This window comes from Halomonas salsilacus, from assembly GCF_051216275.1.
GTDB lineage: Bacteria > Pseudomonadota > Gammaproteobacteria > Pseudomonadales > Halomonadaceae > Halomonas.
The window spans coordinates 309,875-333,120 of sequence record NZ_JBPKAQ010000001.1 but is presented as its reverse complement, the minus strand read 5'-3'; the positions used below and the strand labels follow the sequence as shown (position 1 = coordinate 333,120).

23 protein-coding genes are annotated in these 23,246 nt (G+C 67.2%); 12 read left to right on the top strand and 11 right to left on the bottom strand.

Features of this window, described 5'->3' with window-relative positions:
• Positions 1–83: 83 nt before the first annotated feature.
• Entirely contained in the window at positions 84–1,004 is a 921-nt protein-coding gene (locus ACR80S_RS01525) for a LysR family transcriptional regulator (protein ID WP_435402376.1), read from the bottom strand.
• Positions 1,005–1,121: 117 nt separating this feature from the next.
• On the opposite strand from ACR80S_RS01525, the gene ACR80S_RS01520 reads away from it, so the two are divergent.
• Positions 1,122–2,195 (top strand): tartrate dehydrogenase, encoded by a 1,074-nt coding sequence (locus tag ACR80S_RS01520; protein WP_435402375.1) that lies wholly within the window; start codon positions 1,122–1,124, stop codon positions 2,193–2,195.
• Here ACR80S_RS01520 and ACR80S_RS01515 read toward each other — a convergent pair.
• Positions 2,185–2,352: a hypothetical protein gene (locus tag ACR80S_RS01515; RefSeq protein WP_435400516.1), complete on the bottom strand. Its 168-nt coding sequence runs from the start codon at positions 2,350–2,352 to the stop codon at positions 2,185–2,187. The genes ACR80S_RS01520 and ACR80S_RS01515 overlap by 11 nt on opposite strands.
• Before the next feature lie 112 nt (positions 2,353–2,464).
• Here ACR80S_RS01515 and ACR80S_RS01510 point away from each other — a divergent pair, with 112 nt between their 5' ends.
• The 7 genes from ACR80S_RS01510 to ACR80S_RS01480 all read left to right on the top strand — a co-directional run bounded on the left by ACR80S_RS01510 (position 2,465) and on the right by ACR80S_RS01480 (position 8,362).
• The gene (locus ACR80S_RS01510) at positions 2,465–3,016 is read left to right on the top strand and encodes a lipocalin family protein (protein WP_435400517.1); all 552 of its coding nucleotides are present in this window, start codon (positions 2,465–2,467) and stop codon (positions 3,014–3,016) included.
• A gap of 22 nt (positions 3,017–3,038) precedes the next feature.
• Positions 3,039–4,028: a succinylglutamate desuccinylase gene (locus ACR80S_RS01505; protein ID WP_435402565.1), complete on the top strand. Its 990-nt coding sequence runs from the start codon at positions 3,039–3,041 to the stop codon at positions 4,026–4,028.
• 229 nt (positions 4,029–4,257) lie between these two features.
• Complete coding sequence (locus tag ACR80S_RS01500; RefSeq protein WP_435402374.1) at positions 4,258–5,028, top strand: ABC transporter ATP-binding protein; 771 nt, start codon at positions 4,258–4,260, stop codon at positions 5,026–5,028.
• A gap of 33 nt (positions 5,029–5,061) precedes the next feature.
• The gene (locus ACR80S_RS01495; protein WP_435400519.1) at positions 5,062–5,763 is read left to right on the top strand and encodes an ABC transporter permease; all 702 of its coding nucleotides are present in this window, start codon (positions 5,062–5,064) and stop codon (positions 5,761–5,763) included.
• Between the two features lies 1 nt (position 5,764).
• The gene (locus tag ACR80S_RS01490; RefSeq protein ID WP_435402373.1) at positions 5,765–6,493 is read left to right on the top strand and encodes an ABC transporter permease; all 729 of its coding nucleotides are present in this window, start codon (positions 5,765–5,767) and stop codon (positions 6,491–6,493) included.
• A 140-nt stretch (positions 6,494–6,633) separates the two neighbouring features.
• Entirely contained in the window at positions 6,634–7,401 is a 768-nt protein-coding gene (locus ACR80S_RS01485; protein ID WP_435402372.1) for a transporter substrate-binding domain-containing protein, read from the top strand.
• A gap of 148 nt (positions 7,402–7,549) precedes the next feature.
• Positions 7,550–8,362, top strand: a complete 813-nt coding sequence (locus ACR80S_RS01480; RefSeq protein ID WP_435400522.1) for a TraX family protein — start codon at positions 7,550–7,552, stop codon at positions 8,360–8,362.
• 13 nt (positions 8,363–8,375) lie between these two features.
• Here the strand turns inward: ACR80S_RS01480 and ACR80S_RS01475 are convergent, their stop codons facing one another.
• Positions 8,376–9,221: a cytochrome b5 domain-containing protein gene (locus ACR80S_RS01475; protein ID WP_435400523.1), complete on the bottom strand. Its 846-nt coding sequence runs from the start codon at positions 9,219–9,221 to the stop codon at positions 8,376–8,378.
• Positions 9,218–10,510 carry a ferredoxin reductase family protein gene (locus ACR80S_RS01470; protein WP_435402371.1) on the bottom strand — a complete coding sequence of 431 codons (1,293 nt, stop codon included), beginning with the start codon at positions 10,508–10,510 and terminating at the stop codon, positions 9,218–9,220. The genes ACR80S_RS01475 and ACR80S_RS01470 overlap by 4 nt, the downstream gene beginning before the upstream one ends.
• A 173-nt stretch (positions 10,511–10,683) precedes the next feature.
• On the opposite strand from ACR80S_RS01470, the gene ACR80S_RS01465 reads away from it, so the two are divergent.
• Together ACR80S_RS01465 and ACR80S_RS01460 are read left to right on the top strand one after the other, a co-directional pair.
• Positions 10,684–12,078, top strand: coding sequence for an ethylbenzene dehydrogenase-related protein (locus ACR80S_RS01465; protein WP_435402370.1), 1,395 nt, complete (start codon positions 10,684–10,686; stop codon positions 12,076–12,078).
• Positions 12,075–12,626 carry a DUF2231 domain-containing protein gene (locus ACR80S_RS01460; protein WP_435400526.1) on the top strand — a complete coding sequence of 184 codons (552 nt, stop codon included), beginning with the start codon at positions 12,075–12,077 and terminating at the stop codon, positions 12,624–12,626. The genes ACR80S_RS01465 and ACR80S_RS01460 overlap by 4 nt, the downstream gene beginning before the upstream one ends.
• Before the next feature lie 91 nt (positions 12,627–12,717).
• Here the strand turns inward: ACR80S_RS01460 and ACR80S_RS01455 are convergent, their stop codons facing one another.
• The 6 genes from ACR80S_RS01455 to lhgO all read right to left on the bottom strand — a co-directional run bounded on the left by ACR80S_RS01455 (position 12,718) and on the right by lhgO (position 19,349).
• Positions 12,718–13,830, bottom strand: coding sequence for a 5-(carboxyamino)imidazole ribonucleotide synthase (locus ACR80S_RS01455; RefSeq protein ID WP_435402369.1), 1,113 nt, complete (start codon positions 13,828–13,830; stop codon positions 12,718–12,720).
• Between the two features lie 28 nt (positions 13,831–13,858).
• A complete protein-coding gene (gene purE, locus ACR80S_RS01450) occupies positions 13,859–14,377 on the bottom strand; it encodes a 5-(carboxyamino)imidazole ribonucleotide mutase (protein WP_435402368.1) in 519 nt (172 codons plus the stop codon).
• A gap of 106 nt (positions 14,378–14,483) precedes the next feature.
• The gene (locus ACR80S_RS01445; protein WP_435400529.1) at positions 14,484–16,490 is read right to left on the bottom strand and encodes a TRAP transporter permease; all 2,007 of its coding nucleotides are present in this window, start codon (positions 16,488–16,490) and stop codon (positions 14,484–14,486) included.
• A gap of 25 nt (positions 16,491–16,515) precedes the next feature.
• The gene (locus tag ACR80S_RS01440; RefSeq protein ID WP_435402367.1) at positions 16,516–16,998 is read right to left on the bottom strand and encodes a DUF1850 domain-containing protein; all 483 of its coding nucleotides are present in this window, start codon (positions 16,996–16,998) and stop codon (positions 16,516–16,518) included.
• Between the two features lie 18 nt (positions 16,999–17,016).
• The gene (locus tag ACR80S_RS01435) at positions 17,017–17,976 is read right to left on the bottom strand and encodes a TAXI family TRAP transporter solute-binding subunit (RefSeq protein WP_435402366.1); all 960 of its coding nucleotides are present in this window, start codon (positions 17,974–17,976) and stop codon (positions 17,017–17,019) included.
• Positions 17,977–18,152: 176 nt separating this feature from the next.
• Positions 18,153–19,349, bottom strand: a complete 1,197-nt coding sequence (gene lhgO / locus ACR80S_RS01430; protein WP_435400532.1) for an L-2-hydroxyglutarate oxidase — start codon at positions 19,347–19,349, stop codon at positions 18,153–18,155.
• Positions 19,350–19,575: 226 nt separating this feature from the next.
• On the opposite strand from lhgO, the gene ACR80S_RS01425 reads away from it, so the two are divergent.
• Both ACR80S_RS01425 and selD read left to right on the top strand, forming a co-directional pair.
• Positions 19,576–19,926: an XRE family transcriptional regulator gene (locus ACR80S_RS01425; protein ID WP_435400533.1), complete on the top strand. Its 351-nt coding sequence runs from the start codon at positions 19,576–19,578 to the stop codon at positions 19,924–19,926.
• Positions 19,927–20,158: 232 nt separating this feature from the next.
• Positions 20,159–22,468 (top strand): selenide, water dikinase SelD, encoded by a 2,310-nt coding sequence (selD, locus tag ACR80S_RS01420; RefSeq protein WP_435400534.1) that lies wholly within the window; start codon positions 20,159–20,161, stop codon positions 22,466–22,468.
• Between the two features lie 47 nt (positions 22,469–22,515).
• Here the strand turns inward: selD and ACR80S_RS01415 are convergent, their stop codons facing one another.
• Entirely contained in the window at positions 22,516–23,220 is a 705-nt protein-coding gene (locus tag ACR80S_RS01415; protein ID WP_435400535.1) for a fumarate reductase iron-sulfur subunit, read from the bottom strand.
• Positions 23,221–23,246 lie beyond the last annotated feature (26 nt).

Genomic DNA, 23,246 nt, shown 5'->3' with positions numbered 1-23,246 from the left:
GGTGACAGCCAGGCCATGACTATTACATGCCGTATGGATGGGCGCCATGCCGCGACCCGACGCCCGGCTCCGTGACCGATGGGTCACAGCTCGGGAAGCGGCGGCACCCGCCCCACCATGCCCTCGGCCAAGTGGTCGATGAAGGCGCGGACGCGTGCCGGCACGTGGCGGCGCTGGGGATAGACCGCATGGAAGTCGGCACGCACCCCCTGCCATCCGGGCAGCAGTTCGACGAGTCGGCCGGTGGCCAGGTGGGCATGCACGTCCCACCAGGAGCGCAGCGCGATGCCGTGGCCGTCCAGCGCCAGACCCACCACTACCTCACCGTCGTTGCTGGCCAGCGGGCCCGAGACCTTCACCGCCGGCTCCTCGCCATCACCGCCGCCGCGCCGGAATCGCCACAGGGCGAAGTCGCTGTCGTTCTCGCGCAGCAGCAGGCAGGGCCGGGCCGCCAGGTCCCACGGCGAGGCCAGTGGCACCATCCCCGCCACGTAGCGGGGGGCGGCACACAGCACCCGGCGATTGGCGAGGATCTGCCGGGCCACCAGGCGCGAGTCGGGCGGCTCCCCCACGCGGATGCCGATATCCACCCCCTGCTCTCCCGGGGTCAGCGGGAAGTTGGTGAGCTCCAGCGACGCCTCCACCCCCGGATGGCGGGCGCGGAAGCTCGACAGCAACGGCGCCACGTGTCGTCGCCCGAAGCCGAAGGTGGCATTGATCTTGAGCGGACCGGAGAGTTCGGAGCGCTGCGCCCCCAGTGCCTCCTCCAGCTCGACCAGCTCCTCGAGGATCACTGCCCCACGCCCCAGGTAGCGCTCCCCCTCCGGGGTCAGGGTCAGGCGACGGGTGGTGCGGCTGGCCAGGGTCACCCCCAGGCGCGCCTCGATCTGCATGAGCCGCTTGCTCACCGCCGAGAGCGACAGGCCGAGCTCCAGGGCCGTGGCCGTGAGGCTGCCGGCCTGGGCCAGACGCTGGAAGAAGGCCAGGTCATCGAACTGGGCCACCTGATTCTCCACTTTTGATCAACAATACATTGCATTCTAGCCTGATTATCGACACCTCTAGGAGGGCTAGACTGCGGGGAGCTCGTCCCCCCACCCCAATAACCGAGGGAGCCCGACATGACCCATAGAATCGCCGTGATCCCTGGCGACGGCATCGGCAAGGAAGTCATGCCCGAGGGGCTGCGCGCCCTGGAGGCCACCACCGCCCGGTTCGGCATCGAGCTTGAGCTTGCGCACTTCGACTTCGCCAGCTGCGACTACTACGCCGAGCACGGCCAGATGCTGCCCGACGACTGGTTCGAGACCCTCGAGGGCTTCGACGCCATCTTCTACGGCGCGGTGGGCTGGCCGGCGACGGTGCCCGACCACATCTCGTTGTGGGGCTCGCTACTGCAGTTCCGCCGCCGCTTCGACCAGTACGTCAACCTGCGCCCCTGCCGGCTGCTTCCCGGCATCAAGAGTCCCCTGGCGAACAGGAAACCGGGCGACATCGACTTCTATGTGGTGCGCGAGAACACCGAGGGGGAGTACTCCAGCGTCGGCGGCAAGATGTTCGAGGGCACCGACCGCGAGGTGGTGATCCAGGAGACGGTGATGACCCGCCACGGCACCGACCGGGTGCTGAAGTTCGCCTATGAGCTGGCCCAGTCCCGGCCCCGGAAGAAGCTCACCTCGGCCACCAAGTCCAACGGCATCGCCATCACCATGCCCTGGTGGGACGAGCGCGTGGCCGCCATGGGCAAGCACTACCCCGAGGTGGCCGTGGACAAGTTCCACATCGACATCCTCACCGCCAACTTCGTGCTGCATCCGGACTGGTTCGACGTGGTGGTGGGCAGCAACCTGTTCGGCGACATCCTCTCCGACCTGGGCCCGGCCTGCACCGGCACCATCGGCGTGGCGCCCTCCGCCAACATCAACCCCGATGGCGCCTTCCCGAGTCTCTTCGAGCCGGTCCACGGCAGCGCCCCGGACATCGCCGGCAAGGGCATCGCCAACCCCATCGGCCAGATCTGGTCCGGTGCCATGATGCTCGAACACCTGGGCCATCAGGAGGCCTCGGATGCCATCGTCGCCGCCTTCGAGGCGGTGCTGGCCGAGGGCGATACCGCGCTGCTGACCCCCGACGTGGGCGGCACCGGCAATACCGAGAGCCTGGGCCGCGCCATCGCCGAACGCATCAACGGCTGAGCCTGCCGGCGAAGATCAGCGTTGGCCCCGGCAGTCGCGGGGCCGGCTCGGCGCCGGCCTCACGGAAGGCCGCCTGAAGACGCACCACCAGGCTTTCCCCGCCCCCGGTGGCGAGGGCATCATGGTGGTCGTTGAGATGGAGGGCATGGTCAGCCATGGCGACCTCCTGAGAATGCTCGGGCGGCCAGCCTAGATCGCCTCCTCGCCCTCCCCCCATGCGGCAATGGTCACCGCTGCCCACTGACGCGGCATCACGCCAAGGAGCTTTCATGCCTCACCTTCCCCTGCTGGCCACCCTGGGCGCCGGCCTGCTGCTGGCCGGCTGTACCGGCCTCCCCAAGGGCACCGAACCGGTCACCGGCTTTGCGCTCGACCGCTACCTGGGCCAGTGGTATGAGATCGCCCGGCTCGACCACTCCTTCGAGCGGGGGCTTAACTGTGTCACCGCCGACTACAGCCTGCGCGATGATGGCGGCGTGCGGGTACTCAACCGCGGCGTGAAGCTCGACGAGGGCGAGGCCAACGAGGCGGAGGGACGCGCCTACTTCATCGGCGACGAGAGCGTGGGCCGGCTCAAGGTGAGCTTCTTCGGCCCCTTCTACGGCGGCTATAACGTGCTGGCCCTGGACGACGACTACCAGTGGTCGCTGGTGGCCGGACCGGATCGCGACTACCTGTGGATCCTGGCCCGCACCCCGACCCTGCCTGATGCCACCTATCGCGACCTGGTCGAGCGCGCCGAACGCATGGCCTTCCCCGTGGAGGAGCTGATCGTGGTGGATCAGGGCGAAGCCTGCGCGCCCTGGCGCGAGGAGGCCTGACAGCGTGCTAAAGAACGATCCCATGCTGCAAGAGTGGCTGACACGAAGCCTTGAAGAGGCCGAGTTCCCTGAACAGGGCCGCCTGGCCGACGGGCACTTCCGATGGCACGGCCATGGGCTGATGGAGCTCGTGCCCGACCACCCTGGACCCTCGGCACGGGCCTGCGTGCTCTCGGTAGGTATCCACGGCAACGAGACCGCCCCCATGGAGCTGCTCGACGGGCTGATGAAACGCCTGGCGAACGGGGAGCTGCGTCTCGGCGCTCCCACCCTGGTCATACTCGGCAACCCGGAGGCGGCCCGCCGGGCGGTGCGGTATGTGGGCACCAACCTCAACCGGCTGTTCCGCCACGACCTGCCTGATGCGGGCATGGAGCCAGACCGCGCCCGGACACTGATGGCGGCGGTGGACGCATTCTTCGCTCGCCACACCGGGCTTGGGCGGCTGCACTACGACCTTCACACCGCCATCCGCGACAGCCGCTACCCGCGCTTCGTGGTCAGCCCCTTCACCGAGCGCACGGCCGTGGAGGCGGCGCAGTGGCAGTGGCTGGCCGCCGCCGAGATCCAGGCGGTGCTCCACCAGCACCGCCATAGCTGGACCTTCTCCCACTACAGCAAGCACATTCACGGCGCCCAGGCCTTTACCCTGGAGTTGGGCCAGGCCCTGCCCTTCGGGCACAATGATCTGTCAGTGCTGGCCCCCATGGGGAAACTGCTGGCGGCGCTGTTAGAGGGACGCGAGCCTCCCGAGGCGCCATCGGGTCGCATGGCCTTCTTTCGGGTCGCCCACGAACTGATGCGGCAATCCGAAGCGTTCCACCTGGCCTTCCCCGACGACACGCCCAACTTCACGGCCTTTGCCCCCGGCACCCTGCTGGCCGAGGATGCCCAGGCCGGGGAGACCCGGGTCGGCGAGGCGCCCCTCGCCGTGGTCTTCCCCAACGCCGCGGTGGAGGTCGGCGCCCGCGCCGCCCTGCTGGTGCATCCGGAACCGCCGCCGACGGGCTAGCCTCTCCGATCAGAGCCAAATGGCCAGATCGGCAGAAGAAAAAACCTTAAAACAACCCTGACAGAAGGGTAAAATCTTGCCCCTTTGCCGATCCGCACTGGACCAGCGCCGCATTTTCGATCGCCATCCCGCCCCGGTCGGGTGGCCTGTGCGCCGTTGGCATCGCCCTTGCCGAGCGCCGCTCGCCCACGGCGTGTCGCCGCGGCGACCCTGACCCGGAGCCCATTCCATGGCCGAAACCCCGATTCCGCTGGAAGTGCGTAACATCAAGAAGCGCTTCGGCGATACCGACGTCCTCAAGGGGCTGTCGCTCTCTGCCCACAAGGGGGACGTGATCACCCTGATCGGCGCCTCCGGCTCCGGCAAGAGCACCTTCCTGCGCTGCATGAACCTGCTCGAGCAGCCCGACGAGGGGGACCTGATCGTTCACGGTGAGGAGATCCGCTTCAAGCATACCCGCCGTGGCCGCGAGCCCGCCGACTGGAAGCAGGTGGTGCGCATGCGCGCCAGGCTCTCGATGGTGTTCCAGAGCTTCAACCTCTGGGCCCACATGACCCTGCTCGAGAACGTCATCGAGGCCCCGGTGCACGTGCTCGGCAAGCCGAAGAAGGAGGCCATCGAGCAGGCCCGCGCTCTGCTCGAGCGGGTGGGACTCACCGCCCGCACCGACGCCTATCCGGCTCAGATGTCCGGCGGCCAGCAGCAGCGCGGCGCCATCGCCCGGGCGCTGGCCATGGACCCGGAGGTGATGCTGTTCGACGAGCCCACCTCGGCGCTGGACCCGGAGCTGGTCGGCGATGTCCTCAAGGTGATGCACGAACTCGCCACCGAGGGGCGCACCATGATCGTGGTGACCCACGAGATGGGCTTCGCCCGGGACGTCTCAAGCCAGGTGATCTACCTGCACCAGGGGCTGGTCGAGGAGGCCGGACCGCCGCAGGAGGTGCTGGGCAACCCCCAGTCTCCACGCCTGAGGCAGTTCCTGGCCCCCAAGTACTGAGCGCCCCCCCCAAGTACCGAGCGGGAGAATACTATGCTGGATCTTCAAGGCTACGGCCCGCGGCTGCTGGAAGGCGCCGGCGTCACCCTCCAGCTGGCGGTACTCTCGCTGGCGCTGGCCATTCTGCTGGGCCTTGCGACCGCCAGTGCCAGGATGTCCCGCAACTGGCTGCTGCAGAGGCTCGCCACCCTCTACACCACGGTCATCCGCGGCGTGCCGGATCTGGTGCTGATGATGCTGCTGTTCTTCGGCGGCCAGATGGCGCTCAACGTGGTCACCGATGCGCTCTATGACCGCTTCGGGGTCGACTGGTACGTCAACCTCAATGCCTTCGCCGCGGGGGCGTTGACCATCGGCTTCATCTTCGGTGCCTACATGGGGGAGACCTTCCGGGGCGCCTTCATGGCCGTGGACGCTGGCCAGATCGAGGCCGGCAAGGCCTACGGCATGTCGCCCTGGCTGGTGTTCCGGCGCATCCGCTTCCCGCAGATGATGCGCCACGCCCTGCCCGGCATCTCCAACAACTGGATGGTGCTGCTCAAGACCACCGCGCTGGTCTCGGTGATCGGGCTCACCGACATGGTCCGCGTCGCTGCCGAGGCTTCCCGGGCCACCCATGAGCCCTTCACCTTCCTGATCCCGGTGGCGGCCGTCTACCTGCTGATCGCCAGCGTCTCGGAGTGGCTCTTCGCCAGACTTCAGAAGCGCTACGACGTCGGCTTCGGAGGACACTGACATGCCGGATATCTCCTTCTGGTTCCAGGACCTGCTGGCCGGTAATGCGATCTTCACCGCCCAGACCATCGGCTACTACTGGGACGGCCTGGTCACCACTACCCAGCTGGTGTTCCTGTCGCTGGTAATCGGCCTGGTGCTGGCGGTGCCCCTGGCCATCGGCAGAAGCTCCGGCCGCCGCTGGATCAGCCTGCCGATCTACCTCTATACTTACGTATTCCGCGGCACCCCGCTGCTGATCCAGCTCTACATCATCTACTACGGGGTGGTGTTCTTCGACGGCATCCAGGAGACTTTCCTCTGGCCGATGCTGCGCGAGGCCTTCTATCCCGCGCTGATCGCCTTCACGCTCAACACCGCTGCCTATACCACCGAGATCTTCCGCGGCGCCATCAAGGCCACCGCCCGCGGGGAGATTGAGGCGGCCCGGGCCTACGGCATGTCGGATAGCCTGATGATGCGCAGGATCATCCTGCCCAGCGCCTTCCGCCGCGCCCTGCCCGCCTACGGCAACGAGGTGATCTTCATGCTCCACGCCAGCGCCATCGCCAGCGTGGTCACCCTGATGGACCTCACGGGCGCGGCGCGCTTTATCTACGCACGCTACTACGCCCCCTTCGAGGCCTTCCTGTTCGTGGCGGCCATCTACCTCTGCCTGACCTTCGCCATCCTCTATTTCTTCCGCTGGCTGGAGAAGCGTCTGCTGGCCCACCTCCGGCCCCAGAACTGAGCGCCCGGGGGCGGGCCACGGCGCCAGCGTCAAACAAGCGTTTAAAAAACCGCCGCCCGGGGTTTCCAGTCCCGGGACGGCTGGGCTAGAGTCGAGCCCGTTGGCACCTCGGGTGCCGCTTCATCACAAGGAATCACCGCATGAAGAAACTGCTGACCATCTCGATCCTCGGTGCGGCCATAGCCGCCGGCACCGCCCAGGCCCGCGATTACGACCACGTACGCATCGGCGTCGACGTGCCCTACGAGCCCATGGAATACCGCACTGCGGAGGGCGAACTGACAGGCTTCGACATCGACCTGGGCAACGCCCTGTGCGCTGAGATCGACGTGACCTGCGAGTGGATCGAGCAAGAGTGGGACGGCATCATCCCCGGTCTGCTGGCGCGCAACTACGATGCCATCATGTCCTCCATGTCGATCAACGACGAGCGCCGCCAGACCGTGCTCTTCTCCGACTCCTACATCACCATCCCTGGCGCCTGGTTCGCTCCGGAAGGCAGCGAGATCTCCGAGGTGAATGAGGAGACCCTGGCCGACAAGAGCATCGGCGTGCAGCGTGGCACCACCTACGACAACTTCGCCACCGACACCTACGGTAGTATCGCCACCGTCAACCGCTACTCCACTGCCGACGACATGGTGCTGGACCTGCAGGCCCAGCGCCTGGACATCGTCTTCCTGGAGTACGTGGTCGGCCAGGCCACGCTGCTGAACAGCGAGGAAGGCGACTACCAGGTGGTCGGCGAGATGGTCAGCGAGCCGGCGGAGTACTTCGGCGAAGGCTTCGGCATTGCCTTCCGCCAGCGTGACGAGGCCCTGGCCGAGCGCTTCAACGAGGCACTCGCCACCCTCAAGGAAGATGGCACCTACGACGAGATCTTCGCCCGCTACTTCGACGACGAGTGATTCCTGACGCAGGACGCTGTCAGCGGCCTCGCAGATGCGAGGCCGCTTGCGTTGCAACACGAATCCCTGACGAGTATCACCCGGCGCCACGCAGGAACTCTCGGCGGCACGGCCTGTCACTGTGAGTCGCCCCCGAAGGAAGGACAGGATGACCTCAAGAACCGCCCTCGCAGCCGAGTCGACCGATACCACCCCGCGCCCCTCGTCAAGTTGGACCGGCTGGGGCCAGTGGCTGGCGCTGGCTACCATGACCCTCGACCACCTGACCCGTTACATAGTGCCAGAACCCTGGGGCCTCGACTGGGTCGGCTCGTCGCTGGGCCGTATCGCCTTCCCGTTGTTCGCCGCCATGGTCGCCTGGCACGGGTTGTTCAATACCCGCAATCCGCTGCGCTACGCCCGGCGCATCCTGGTGATCGGCCTCGTCGCCCAGTGGCCGTTCATGATGATGCCCCGCGCCTCCGACGCCCTGCTGTTCAACGTCTGCTTCACCCTGGCCGCTGGGCTCGCCTGGGGCGCCTGGCTGCGCGAGCTTCTGGCCCGTTACCGTGAAGGCGGCCTGGCCCTTCACTGGCTGGCCCTTGGCCTGGCGACCTCGTTGACAATGTGGTACCTGCTCGGAGGCTGGGTGGAATACGGCCACAACGGCCTTGCACTGCTTCCGCTGCTGATGCTCGCCATGCACCATCTGAACCGGGCCGGCAATCCCATCGCCGGGCGTCTGGCGGCCGCCGCCGTGGCCGTGCCGGTGCTGGTGGTGGCCGGCCAGATGAACGTCACCGACATGGCCAAGTCCTTCACCGTGGCCACCTGCCTGGCGGCGCTGTGGCTGGCTGCCGGCGCCCACCGCCTGGCGCCGACGGTGCCCCTGGCGATGCCGCGCCGACTGTGGCTGGCCTGGTATCCCGGCCACTTCGCGCTGATCGCGCTGTGGCTGTGGCTGACCGGTGGACTCGGCTAGGCTGAGCCAAGCCTCAGGGCCAGCTGTAGACCCCGCGGTTGAGGGCGTCGCGGAAGGCCGAGTGGACCTTGTTGCCGCGCAGGGTGGCGCCGCTGTAGCCATCAAGGTCTTCCGCCATCCGCTCCGGCTCGTAGAGGGCGAAGATGGCGGTCAGCGGCTGACCCTCCAGGCCTTCGGCCAGTTGCAGGTGTTGCACCATGACCGGGTAGAGGTCTTCGTCTTCGTCCAGTTGGCGGTAGTCGACGCCGCGATAGGCCAGGTGCCGATAGCCGACGTTCGACAGCCGGCCGTCGCGCAGGTCGAACTGCACGTTGACCTGCATCTCGCCGCCGTCGCCGAACACGCCGCGGTAGCGGCCATCCAGCGGCTGGTTCAGCAGCGCCCGATGCAGCCGCTCGTCCTCGGCGGGCGAGAGCGGCACCTCGGCGGTGCCGGCGTCATCGCGAGCCTCGTCGGCGGCCGCCGAGCTTTCGGCCGCGGCTGGCTCGCCCTCCTCATCTACCAGGCGCCCGATCAGGTACTCGTCGAGCATCCCCTCGGCCCGCGGGCTGTGGGGCACGCCGGGGCGCTTGTTGTCCCAGCCTTCGCTGGCCTCCCGACCGCACCATTCGAGGATCACCCCGGGGTCGGTGGGATGGTTGGGCACGTAGTCGGTGATGTCGTAGACACGACCATGGATGGCCTTCCAGCAGCTCTCGGCGCCGTCATGCTCGGCCAGCTCGTCCAGGGTGATGGGATCCAGGCCCTCATCGTCGGCCGCGTCGCGTTCGCTGCTCGAGAGTGCGCTGACCGAAACCAGGGTGGCAAGGCTCGCCACGAAGGCGATGAAGAAGGAGTAGGCGATCTTGTGCATGTTCATAGGAAATCGAAGACCTCGCTGTGGATGCGTGAGGCGGGCACCCCCTGGTCGGTGAGCAACCGCTGCAGGTGGGCGTTCATGGCCGGCGGGCCGCAGAGGTAGATCTCTCGCTCGGTGAAGTCCGGGCAATGCCCGCGCAGGAAGGCCTCGTCCAGCCGGCCTTGCTCTTTAGAATAGTGCTGGGTGAAGGCGAAGCCCTCATGGGCCTCGGCGATCCCCTCGAGCGCTTCCCGGTAGTAGGCGCGATCGGGGTCGTGGGCGAGATAGAACAGATGGACATGGCCCTCGCCTCCCGCCCCGCCGGCCAGGTCGCGGGCGCCGCCGACGAAGGGGGTGATGCCGATGCCACCGCCCAGCCAGAGCATGTCGCGCTCGGGGAAGCGGCGTCCGAAGAACTCCCCGTAGGGCCCCTCGACCAGTACACGGGTCTCCGGCGTCACCGTCTGCAGGGCATGACTGGCGTCGCCCAGGTCCTTGATGCCGATGCGCAGGCGGGAATCCGACGGCGCCGAGGCGATGGTGTAGGGGTGCTCCTCGCCACGCCCGTCGGAAAGCGACTCGTCCAGCGGCGAGAGATAGACGAATTGCCCCGTCTCATGGCGGATACCGCTCCCCTCGGGACGCAGCACCACCTCCACCACACCGCGAGCCAGCGGCACCACCTCCTCGATGCGGTAGGCGTGACGGTACCGCGGCGCCACCCCCTTGCGCCAGGCGATGGCACCCAGCCCGGCGATACCCAGCAGCCACCAGGGCCAGGTCTCGCCGGCCAGCAACAGGGCGTGCCAGAGCCCCAGCAGCAGTGCCGCCGCCGAGACCAGGTGCAGGCGCTTCCAGCGCTGGTAGTGGGGCTGGCCGAAAAAGTCGAAGGTGGGCGCCAGGAACACCACCAGCGCCACCCAGGCCAGCCAGCCGAGCCAGACGCTGCCATGGGAAACCGGCGGGAAGAGGGTCGTCACCGCGGCGTCCAGGGAGGTCGGCACCGCCGACAGCCCCAGCGCCAGGGCGTGGAGCATCACCAGGATGAAGGCGGTGAAGCCCAGCCAGTGATGCAGGTGCCAGAGCCGTGCCAGCCCGCCAAAGGGGCGATCGAAGCCCGGCACCCGGCAACTCACCGCCGCGGCCAGCAGCATCATGGCCAGCCCCAGGATGCCGGTCACTCGCCCCACCCAGGTCAGCCACAGCTCGGGGGGGCCACCGAGCCCGCCCAGGCGCGGCAGCGCCACCGCGAGCGGCAGCAGCAGCGCTACCACGAGGGCGATATCGCCCCGCCTTAACCATCGTCGCATCATGCCTCCCCGGGTCCACGGCTTCCCTGACAGTGTCGACGATCGACATCAGTCTTCAAGGCCGGCAGTGCTTTGTTGCACTCCTGTTGATCTGCAACAGGAAACGTTCATAGAACGGGGCCATACTGATGGCGGACAATGAAGCAATTGCCCCTTCAAGAGCAGGAGTTCACATGTCAACACATAACAAGGGAACAGGGCCCTGGCTGGTCCTTGGGCTGCCGATTGCCCTCGGCCTGGCCTGGGTCACCCAGGGCACCGGGGTGGTCGCGAACGATCCCGAGCGCAACATCTCGATCCCGGATGAGCTGACCATGCCGCTGCAGGTGCAGGCCGCCTACAACGGCAACGAGGTTTTCTTCCGATACCGCTGGCCGGCCGAGCGCCCCGGTATTCATCACGACGTGCTGGTCCGCGAGGGGGGCCAATGGGTCCGCAAGGGACGCGCCGTGCCGGGCTCCGAGCCCGACGGCCTCCACGAGGACCGGGTCACGATGCTGATGGACGACGGCAGCGTGCCCCAGTTTGCTCTCTATGGCGGCTACCTTACCGTGGGCGCCGGCGCCGCCGGCTTCACCGACGAGGCCCCGGAAGAGGTCTCCAAGTCACTGCCAGCGACCCGCATGGATCTGGGCGACTGGGCCAGCCGTCAGGCGCCGGAGACCCTCCAGGCCCAGCGCGAGGCCGGCTACTTCCTCGACCTCTGGCACTGGCGCGGTCATCGCTCCAACCCGATAAACGTCTCCGACGACCAGTGGGTCGGTGAGGCGCGTAGCGGCGACGAGGGCCGCAGCCCCTACTCCACCAACTGGGACGGCGATGCCGGCGTGCCACTGTGGATGTTCTCGCCGGAGCTCACCGACATGACGGCCATGCGCTGGGAGGACATTGAGTCCGGCGTCCTGGACTTCGACAGCCGCTACTATCTGGCCGAGGACTTCGCGGTTCCCTTCGACCCGGAGCATGACTGGCAGGAGGGCGACACTATCCCCTACCGCCTGCTGCAAGAGCCGGCCGGCTCCCGGGGCAGCATCCGGGTCCACGGCGAGGGCCGCTGGGCCGACGGCTACTGGGACGTGACCCTGGCCAGGGCACTGGATACCGGTAGCCCACTGGATGACAAGATCCTGCGCGACCAGGGGCTCTACTCGGTGGCCTTCGCGGTGCACCGCGACGCCACCGGCGGGCGCTGGCACCAGGTCTCCCACCCCTACTCCCTGGGCATGGGGCGCGAGGACGCCGACCTGACCGCCAACCGCTTCCAGGGCCGCACGCCTGATTGGTCCAATGACTGGAAGGAGGTAACGCTCTTCTATCCCGGACAGGTGAACTGGCCGCTGCTGGTCAGCCGCGCCCACGCCGGTGCCGAGGATATCGCTGAAGGCACGCCGGTCCGGGCACGCCACAGCGAGATGCAGCTTGCCCTCTACGGGGTGGAGATGGAGTTTAACGACACCATCACCTCACGCTGGTTGATGACCCTGATCGCGGGCCTGATCGTCATGCTCGGCGTGACCCTCGCCCTGTTGCCTGCCTTCCGCACGACTCGCCAAGGAGATCGCTCATGACCGGCATGCACCATATGCTTGTTCACTTCCCGCTGGGATTCTGGGCACTCGCTACCCTGATGATCCTGGTCGGTGCCTTCCTGTCCGGTCGCATGGCCGAGCTCAGCCGCGCCGCCCTGCTGCCGGTGCTGGTACTCAGCCTTCTGGGGGCGCTGGTTGCCATCATCACCGGCTTTACTGTCTGGCCGATCGCGGCCAACCTGGCAAGCCCGCTGGCGCGCAACCATATCCTGATGGCGCTCTGGTCGCTGGGCATTTTTACCGTGATCACCGTGCTGGTGTGGCGCGCCGGCGATGCCGCCTTTTACGGCGCCCGCCGCTGGGCGCTGGTGATCCTGGCACTGGTCGGTGGCCTGTTCTTCGCCGCCGCCGGCACCCTGGGTGGCCACCTGGTGGGCGCCCCGACGATGTTCTCCGATGTTCTCGGCCTGATGGGATGGGCGGTCTACACCACCTTCTATAGCCCCCTATGGGTCATTGCCATCATGGTGATCATCGGCATCGCTCTGGGGGCGTTCGGCATCATCAGCCAGCGCAAGACCGCCTGACACATACTCTATTTTCACTCTAGTAACGCAAGCGGCCCCGCCAGATGGCGGGGCCGCTTGCATTGCCGAACGACAACGTCAGGCAGTCAGCCTACTCGAAGCTGAAACTCGGCGGCGGCGCATCGGGCAGCAGCGCGGCGCAGGCGCGTACCTTCGAAAGCAGCGCATCAACAGTCGGCGCCACCAGGTTGACGTGGGCCAGCTTGCGCCCGGCGCGCTCGCTCTTGTCGTAGCGGTGCAGGTGGGCGTCCGGTAGGGCGAGAATGGCCACCGGGTCGCCCTCGCGGCCGATCACGTTGACCATGCAGGTGGGCATCCGCGCGGCAGTATCGCCCAGGGGCAGGCCCTGAATGGCGCGCAGGTGGTTCTCGAACTGGCTGGTCACCGCGCCGTCCATGGTCCAGTGGCCGGAGTTGTGCACCCGGGGCGCCATCTCGTTGGCCAGCAGGCCCCCGTCACGGGTCTGGAACAGCTCCAGGGTCAGCACGCCCACGTAGTCGAGCTCGTCGAGCAGCGTACGGATATATCCGTCGGCGGTCTGCTGCACGCTGTCATCCAGGTCCGGCAGGGGCGCGATGGAGTAGCGCAGAATGCCGTCCACGTGCTGGTTCTCGGCCATGGGATAGAAGACCACCTCGCCGTCGCGGCCGCGCACGGCGATGATCGACACCTCGCGCACGAAGTCGACGAAGGCCTCCACGATCAGCTTCGGGTGGTTGATCGAGCGCCAGGCGTCATGGGCCTCGCCAGGGTCCCTGAGCACCGCCTGGCCCTTGCCGTCATAACCCTCCGTGACCGACTTGGCCACCACGGGGCAGCCCAGCTCGCGGGCCGCGGCCTCGAGCTCGTCGGCGTGCTCCACCAGGCGATAGGCCGGGGTGGGAATGCCCAGGCGGTCGAACAGCGCCTTCTCCTCGGCGCGGTTCTGACAGACGCGGATCGCCTCGCTCGAGGGAAAAACCGGTTTGACCTCCTCGATGGCACGGACCAGCGACACCGGCAGGTGCTCGAACTCGTAGGTGACGAGGTCCACCTTGGCGAGGAACGCCTCGAGGTGCCTGCGATCCGTATCGATCATCACATCGCCGATGCCAGCGCTGGGATGACCGGTGGTGTCGAGGAAGGTAAAGCGGTTGGCCAGGGGGTAGCCGGCCAGGGCCAGCATGCGGCCGAGCTGGCCGGCACCCAGGACGCCAATATTCATGGTTGCCTCCTTCATTCGTCCGTCTGGATCAGGGCTGGGCGCGCGGGTCGGGCCGGGGGTCAGGATGGTCGAGCACCGTCCGGGTCTGCTCGGCGCGGAAGGCCTCCACGGCGGCGCGCACCGTCGCGTCCTGCAGGCCGACGATCTGCGCGGCCAACAGGCCCGCGTTGGTGGCGCCGGCCTTGCCGATGGCGAGCGTCCCCACGGCGATGCCACCGGGCATCTGCACGATGGAAAGCAGCGAATCCAGGCCCTTGAGCGCCTTGGACTCCACCGGCACGCCGAGCACTGGCAGCGCGGTCTGGGAGGCCACCATGCCCGGCAGATGGGCCGCCCCGCCGGCGCCGGCGACGATCACCTGAAGGCCCCGCTTGGCGGCGCCTTTCGCGTAGTCGAAGAGCAGGTCCGGGGTGCGATGGGCGGAGACCACGCGAGTTTCGCAGGGTACGCCCAGGCGTTCGAGCATCGCCACGGCGTGTTCCATCACCGGCCAGTCGGACTTCGACCCCATGATCACGCCAACCTTCGGCGACTGTTCGGACTGCATGGACGGCTCCTCGGCGACTGCCTGTTCATGGAATGGGGAGAACGGTAAAGGGTGCAATAAGAAAAGCCGCACATTCTAGCCGCGCGGCCCTCCCCCGTCACCTTGACTATCCGGACAGCTGCGCCTCGCGACGGCTGGCCAGCCAGTTGCCGATGATCACCGCCAGCATCACGGCGGCCCCGGCCGCCTCCACCATAAGGTTCGGGTAGAAAACCGCCACGATGGCCGGCAGAAGCACCACACGCAGCGGCCAGGCCAGGCGGACAAAGAGATAGCCCTCCAGGGCGGCGGCGAAGGCCCCCAGTGCCAGGAAGCCGGTCAGCGCGGTCCACACCACCACCAGCGGCGGGCCACCCATGATGAGCTCCGGGTTGTAGACCATGAACAACGGTATCAGGTAGAGCCCCTTGGCGAACTTCCAGGCCTGAAAGCCCGTTTCCATGGGCTTGGAGCCGGCGATGGCCGCCCCGGCGAAGCCGGCCAGCGCAATCGGTGGCGTCACGTTGGAATCCTGGGAGTACCAGAACACCACCAGGTGGGCGATCAACAGCGGGACGCCGAACTCGGCGGTCAGCGCCGGGCCCACCAGGACGATCAGCACGATATAGCTGGCGGTCACCGGCAGGCCCATGCCCAGCACCAGGCTGGCCAGCAACACCATGATCAGTGCCAGCAGCAGATTGCCCTGGGAGAAGGCCAGCATCATCGCCGAGAACTTGAGCCCCAGGCCGGTGAGGCCGACGATGCCGACGATGATACCCGCCACCGCGCAGGCCATGGAGACCGCCACGGCATTGCGTGCCCCCAGTTCCAGGCCCCGCATCAGCTTTATCAGACCGTTGCCGGTGGCCGCGGCGAGTCGCTCACCGGTCACCGGTTCACCCTGCCTGGGTGCCACGAAGAGGAACCATACCAGAAAGCGCAGCACCGCCACCGCCAGCATGGTGACAACGGCGTAGTAACCCACCCGCATCGGCGACATGTTCATCACCAGCAGCCACACCAGCACTCCCAGCGGCAGCAGGAAGTGCCAGCCTTGCTTCATCACATCGCGCATCTGCGGCAGCTCGCTTCTGGCCATGCCCTGCATGCCCTGCTTCAACGCAATGATATGGACGAAGAGGTAGACGGTGCCGAAGTACATGATGGCCGGCACGATGCTGACCTTGACCACGTCCAGGTAGGGCATCCGGGTGTACTCGGCAATCAGGAAGGCCCCCGCCCCCATTAGTGGCGGCATGATCTGGCCGCCGGTGGAGGCCGCCGCCTCGATGCCGCCGGCCTGCTTGGGCTTGTAGCCCAGTCGCTTCATCAGCGGGATGGTGAACGCGCCGGTGGTCACCACGTTGGCGATGGCGCTGCCGGAGATCGAGCCCATGCCGGCGGAGGCGATGACCGCCGCCTTGGCGGGGCCGCCCCGCTGGCGCCCGGTGGCCGCATAGGCCATATCGATGAAGAACTTGCCGGCGCCGGTGATCTCCAGGAAGGCACCGAACAGCACGAAGATGAAGATGTAGGTCGCGGCCACGCCCAGCGGCAGGCCGAAGATGCCCTCCTGCCCCAGGTAGAGCTGGCCCACCACGCGGTCGATGTTGTAGCCGCGGTGTTCCAGGATGCCGGGCAGCCACTGCCCCAGCCAGGGCAGCTCGCCACGGGGGCCGGAGAAGGCGTAGAGGATGGCGATTACCCCGATGATGGTCATGCCCAGCCCCACCGCCCGGCGCGCCGCCTCCAGCACGGTCACCACGGCGATGCAGCCCACCACGATATCGGTCTGGCTCCAGAACCCGGCGCGCCCGAAGATATCATCCAGGTAGATCACCAGATAACCGCCGGTGATGAGGGCCCCGGCCAGGAACAGGCAGTCGATGGCCCAGCCCAGCCCGCCGCGCCGGCGATGGGGACCGAACACCGGAAACATCAGAAAGGCCAGCACCATGATCAGCATCAGGTGGATGCTGCGCTGGTAGAACAGCCCCAGCGGCTCGATACCGGCAGAGTAGAGCTGGAACAGCGACAGCCCCACCGCCACCAGGGTGATCAGCCACAGCACCGGCCGGGCATGGTTGGCCTTGCTGCCGGGGACAATGGGTGTGTTGTCCAAATCGCTCATCGTGGTTCTCTCGAAGGGTCGTGTTTCAGTCCGATAGGGTCAGACGGAGTGTGACGCGGCGGTTGGCGGCCAGGCGACTCAAGCTGATGCGCTCACCGTCGACCACCAGCCGGTGGTCCACACACAGGCTCCCCACCCTCAGCCGGTAGGAGTTGCCCGGCACTGGCTCGTCGATCGCCTCGATCCAGTAGCCGCCTTCGCCATCGGAAACCTGTCGACCGCGTCCGGGGATATGGTCGAGCCCCGCCGCGAAGTCGGGCAGGTGGCTGCGTTCAAGCACCATGCGACGGTCGCGATGGCGGTAGCAGTCAAGCACCGCGAAACCTGCCACCGAGTGGTTCCACTCCAGGCACCAGGCCTTCCCCTCGGGCATGGGCAGCGCCACCAGTGTCTCGCCCAGCTCGCCGATCACCTCCAGGCGGGGCTCATCCTGGCCAACCGCGGGAGCGGCCAGGATGAGCCCCGCACACAGCAGCAGGACGGGCAGCCAGGCCCGTCCCGCGTTCACATGCAGTTTCCCCATTGCCTAGGGACGCTGGTGATCGGCGACCTCGGCGCCAACCTCCTCATAGTAGCGCAGGGCGCCGTCATGGAAGGGGATCGGGGTGGATTCGATGCTGAACTCCACGGTGGTGTCATTGGCCGCCGGATGCACCGCGATCAGCTCGTCGGTGTATTCGAAGAGGATCTTGGTGATCTGGTAGGCCATTTCCTCGTCCATCTCGCTGCTCACCGCCAGCACGTTGGGAATGCCGATGGTCTGAACCGCCTCTTCCATGCCGTCGTAGAGATCGGCGTGCAGGCTGTAGGGCGCGAACACCGGCTCCGCGTCGCGGGCGTTGGCGACCTCCTCGTCGGAGAGGGCGATCAGGCGGATGTCGCGGGTGGTGGCCAGGTTGAGGATCGAACTGGTGGGCGGCCCCACGCTCCAGAAGCCGGCGTCGATGTCGCCATCGCGAATGGCGTCGGCGGTCTCGTTGAAGTTCAGCCTCCGGGGATCGAAATCGTCGTAGCTGATGCCATTGGCCTCCAGCAGGGCGCGGGCGTTGAGCTCGGTGCCACTGCCCGGGGCGCCCACCGAGATGGTCTTGCCCTCGAGATCGGAGAGGCTCTCGATGCCGGAATCGGCCAGGGTGACCAGCTGCACGGCATTGGGGTAGACCGAGGCCAGGGCCCTGATGTTGTCGAGCTGACGGCCCTCGAAGTCGCCGGTGCCGTTGTAGGCCTGGTAGACGGTATCGGCCAGGGCCAGGGCCAGGTCGGAATCGCCGCGCCACACCAACCCCATGTTCTCCACCGAGGCTCCGGTGACTTCGGCCACGGCGCTGGCGCCCTCGAGGTGGTTGTTGATCAGCTCGGCCAAGCCACCGCCCAGTGGGTAGTAGACCCCGCCGGTGCCGCCGGTGGCGATGGACAGCTGTTGTGCCGCGGCCAGCGGGGCCGAGGCGAGAAGCGAGGCGGCTATGGCGTACTTCATGGCTTTCATGGCGATCCTCCGGGCTGGAACCCGATTGTTGTGTGCGTGTTAGCGGCGCAGGGACCCAGCGCCTCAATGGAAGCTAGCACGGCCCCTGCGTGGGAAGCCAACGGCCATATTTCTACGTTCCGAGTTTATTTCGGCAATTCTACCGAGACCGCCCTGCGACGCCACGGGTTTCCACCTCACTCTGCCACCATTGTCTTCACCTGCTCGACGATATGCGCCCCGATGGGAATCGCGGAGGTCGCCGCGGGCGACGGCGCGTTGCCCACGTTGAGGGTGCGGCGGGTATTCACGAACAGGAAATCGTCCACCAGCCGGCCATCGCGTGAGACCGCCTGGGCGCGCACCCCCGCCGGATAGGGCTCGAGATCCTCCATTCTCAGGCTCGGGCAGTACTTGCGCACCAGCTCCAGGTAGCCACGCTTGTGCAGCGAGTTCTTCATCTCCATAAGGCCCGGGCGAAGGTTCTTGCCCAGCACCTTGAGGATGCCGGGGTTGGTGAACATCCGCGCCATGTCGGTAAGCGACAGGTCACGCTTGCGATACCCCTCGCGCTTGAGCGCCAGCACCGCGTTGGGGCCGACGGTCACGCTGCCGTCGATCATGCGGGTCAGGTGCACGCCCAGAAACGGCATGGAAGGGTCCGGAATCGGGTAGATCAGATGGTTGACGATGGCGTTGTGCTTCGCCGGCAGCCGGAAGTACTCGCCGCGGAAAGGGCAGATGGTGAAGCCCGGGTTGTGGCCCAGCAGGCGGATCACCCGGTCAGCCATCAGCCCCGAACAGGTCACCAGATAGCGTCCGCTGAACTCCCCCGCGTTTCCCTTCACCACCACCTCGGCGCTGCGCTCCTCCAGGCTGGTGACCTCGCAGCCGTAGCGGGTCTCGCCGCCCATCCGCTCGAACTCGGCGGCCATGGCGCGGGTGACCTCGGCGTAATCGACGATGCCGCTGGAGGGCACGAAGATGCCCCCGATCCCGGTGATGTTGGGCTCGCGCTCGGCCAGTGCCTCGGCCGAGAGCCACTCGCGTTCCAGGCCGTTGGCCGCGGTGCGCTCCCACAGCGCGGTCATGCGCTGCATCTCCAGTTCGCTGGTGGCCACCAGCAGCTTGCCGCAGGTGTCATAGGAGATGTCGTGGACGTCGCAGAAGGCCTTGGTAGCCCGGTTGCCCTCGAGGCAGAAACGCGCCTTGAGGCTGCCGGGCGTGTAGTAGACCCCGGCGTGGATCACCCCGCTGTTGTGACCGGTCTGGTGCATGGCCGGCCCCGCCTCCTTCTCCAGCAGCAGCATGCGCCGCTCCGGGTAGGCCTGCTTGAGCTGCATGGCGGTGGACATCCCCAGGATGCCGCCGCCCACGATGACGAAATCGTACATGCCTTCCTCTCTCCTGCAATGAGACGGCCACGCCCTGGTCGCGACGTGACCCGGTCAGGATACCCCACCGCTCGCGGCGTTTCCCCTCACACCTGGCGCGGGTTGTGCAGGGTCCTGGCGTGGGTGAAGTAGTCAGCTTCGGCACAGGCATCGAGCTCGATAATATGGACGCCGAGAGCTCCTGATCTTCTACGGGCCCGATCACTCAAAATGCAACGAAAGCATCATGGAATCGACACTGGCAAAATCGCCGGACAGCCGCCATAGTGTGCGTGTCGAAATCGCCTACTGGAGCACCATGAGTACTGCACGTAACACCCACAGCGCGGATCTTTCCGACCCCCCGCGAACAAGCCCTGACCTCGACGTCAGGGACCTGGAAAAACGTTCACGCCTCATGCGCATCGTGAGTCGGTTGATTGCCGTCTCCGACCTCGGATGCCGAGAGATCGCCCGCCGTGCCGGCCTGCCGACCCAGAAGGTCAGCGATCTGCTCTCCGGCCGCCTCGAGCACCTCTCCGTCGAGGAGCTGCAGATTCTTTACCGCACCATCGACCCCCAGCCAACGTCCCACTGACCCCTCGGCAACGCCTGACGCCAAGCGGGCGTGGATGACCGGATAGCCCTACATGCAAAGAGCGCCCCGTGGGGCGCTCTTTGCGTTGGGTGGAAAGCTCCTAAGTCGAGCAGGGTCGGCAGCCAGTGGTTATCAGCACGGATGGCGTCGTGGAGCTCACGCCAGCGCCATTGAGTCACCACCTTGTTGCCTCATCACCCTGATGCCAGTCCTATCTGGAGCGCGCCTGACCATGCAGCCAACGCCACAGCAGCCGGTGTTACGGGATATCGTCCTCGTCGGCGGCGGGCACACCCACGTGGGGGTGCTCAAGCGCTTCGCCATGGCGCCCGAACCGGGCGTCAGGCTCACCCTGATCTGTCGCGACACCCATACCCCCTACTCGGGCATGCTGCCGGGCTACATCGCCGGGCATTACTGCTATGACGACGTGCACATCGACCTGCGACGCCTGGCAGAGTATGCCGGCGCCCGCTTCTTCCGCGACGAGGCCATCGGCATCGACCATGACGCGCGGACAGTGCTGTGCCGTTCACGCCCCCCGGTGTCCTACGACGTCATGTCGATCAACATCGGCTCGACCCCGCGCATGGATAGCGTCGGCGGCGCCGGCGACCATGCCGTCCCGGTCAAGCCGATCCACCGCTTCAACGACCGCTGGCAGACGCTGCTCCATCGCATCGAGGAGCACCCCGTGAAGACCCGCGTCGCGGTGGTCGGCGGCGGTGCCGGCGGCGTCGAGCTGCTGCTGGCCATGCAGTACCGGCTGGGCAGGGAGCTGGCCGCCCGGGAGCGCGACCCGGCCGAACTCTCCTTCGCGCTCTACACCCGCGGCGAGACGATCCTGCCGACCCACAACGCCCGGGTGCGCGCTCGCTTCGAGGACACTCTGGCCCGCCGCCATGTGACCGTGCATACCGGCACGGACGTCGTCGCGGTGGAAGCGAAACGGCTGAAGGACGCCGATGGCCACTGGCATGCCGCCGACGAAATCGTCTGGGTGACCAATGCCGGCGGCGCCGCCTGGCTGCGCGACACCCACCTGGCCCTCGATGACGACGGCTTCATCGAGGTCGACGACACCCTGCGCTCGCCCTCGGATCCGCGCATCTTCGCTGCCGGCGACATCGCCCACCTGATCAACCACCCCCGCGAGAAGGCCGGGGTCTTCGCCGTGCGCCAGGGCCGGCCGCTGGCCGACAACCTGCGCGCCGCCGTGACCGGCCGGCCTCTCAGGCCCTACCGCCCCCAGGTGAAATGGCTGGCCCTGATCAGCACCGGCGACCGCCACGCCGTGGCCTCCCGCGGCGGGCTCTGCTTCGCCGGCGACTGGGTATGGCGCTGGAAGGACCGCATCGACCGGCGCTTCATGGCCCGCTTCATGTCTCAGCTCAACGATCTGCCACCGATGCAGGCAGGCCCCATGAAGCCGGCCAGGGCCAGCCGCGTCCCCCTCGACGCGGCCGAAAACGACCAGGCGATCTCGGCCATGGCCATGCGCTGCGGCGGCTGCGGGGCCAAGGTGGGCGCTCCGGTGCTCTCCCGGGCCATCGCGGAGCTGGCGCCGGTGGAGCGCGAGGAGGTGCTGATCGGCCTGCATGCGCCGGATGATGCCGCCGTGGTGCGGGTGCCGCCGGGCAAGGCCATGGTGCACACCGTGGACTTCTTCCGCGCCTTCATCGACGACCCGTACCTGTTCGGCAAGATCGCCGCCAATCACGCCCTGGGCGACATCTTCGCCATGGGTGCCGAGGCGCAGACCGCCACGGCCATCGCCACCGTGCCCCAGGGGCTCGAGGCGAAAGTCGAGGACACAGTGTTCCAGATGATGACCGGCGCCGTGGAGGTGCTCAACGCGGCCGGCTGCGCCCTGGTCGGCGGACACACCGGCGAGGGCAGCGAGCTGGCGCTGGGGTTTGCCGTAAATGGCCTGGTCGACGAGCGAATGGACGGCGTACTGCGCAAGGACGGGATGCGACCCGGGGAGGTGCTGATCCTGACCAAGCCCCTGGGCACCGGCACCCTGTTCGCCGCCCATGCCCGGCTGGCGGCGCGTGGGCGCTGGATCGACGCGGCCCTGGAGAGCATGTGCCAGTCGAACCGGCAGGCCGCCGACTGCCTGCGCGAGCACGGCGCCAGTGCTTGCACCGACATCACCGGCTTCGGCCTGCTGGGCCACCTGGTGGAGATGACGCGCCCCTCGGGGGTGGACGCCGAGCTCGACCTGGCGGCCCTGCCCCTCCTCGAGGGCGCCGAAGAGACCGTCGCCGCCGGCATCCTGAGCTCCCTGCAACCCGCCAACATGCGGCTGCGCCATGCTCTGCAGGACCTCCAGGCCTGGGTCGACCACCCCCGCTATCCGCTGCTCTTCGACCCCCAGACCGCCGGCGGCCTGCTGGCCAGCGTGCCAACCGAGCATGCCGCGGCCTGCCTGGCCGACCTGGTGGCGCAGGGCTATGCCCGGGCCAGGATCATCGGTCGCGTGCATCCCGCGGGGGATGGCCTGGCGCCCATCCGGCTGAGCCCTTCAGGCAAGCGTTAAGACCAGGCCCATTCGCAAGACAGCAAAGATCGCTCCCCGGCAATCCGCTATCCCGTGGCGATCATTCGCCGCCGCAGGAAGGCGATCTGGGTCTGCAGGGTAAGGTCCTTGGGACAGACATCCTGGCAGCCGAGCAGGGTCATGCAGCCGAAGACCCCGTCGTCGTCGCCGATTAGCTCGAAATAGTCCGCATCGGTGCGATCGTCACGGGGGTCCAGGCGGAAGCGGGCGATCTTGTTGAGCCCCACGGCACCGATGAAATCCTCACGCATCAGGGCGGTCCCGCAGGCGGCCACGCAGCAGCCGCATTCGATGCAGCGGTCGAGCTCGTAGATCTCCTCGGCAAGGGTGGGCTCCATGGGGGCCTCGAGGCGATCCAGATCGATCTCTTCCTGGCCATGCACCCAGGTCTCCAGGCGTTCGCTCATCCCCCGCATCCACTGGCCGGTATCCACCGACAGATCGCCGATCAGCTTGAACGCCGGCAGCGGAGCCAGGGTAATCTCCTCGCCGAGAGTCTGGGTCAGGGTCCGGCAGGCAAGCCCCGGGCGCCCGTCGATCAGCATCCCGCAACTGCCGCAGATCCCGGCCCGACAGACGAAATCGAACTGCAGGGACGGGTCGTACTCGTCGCGGATGGCATTCAGCGCGATGAAGAGCGTCATCCCCGGCGCCTCATCCATCTCGTAGGTCACCATCTGCGGACGGCTCTGCGGTTCCTGAGGATTGTGGCGCAGGATGTGAAAGGTCAACCGACGCCCTGGTGCCGTCCCGGGCG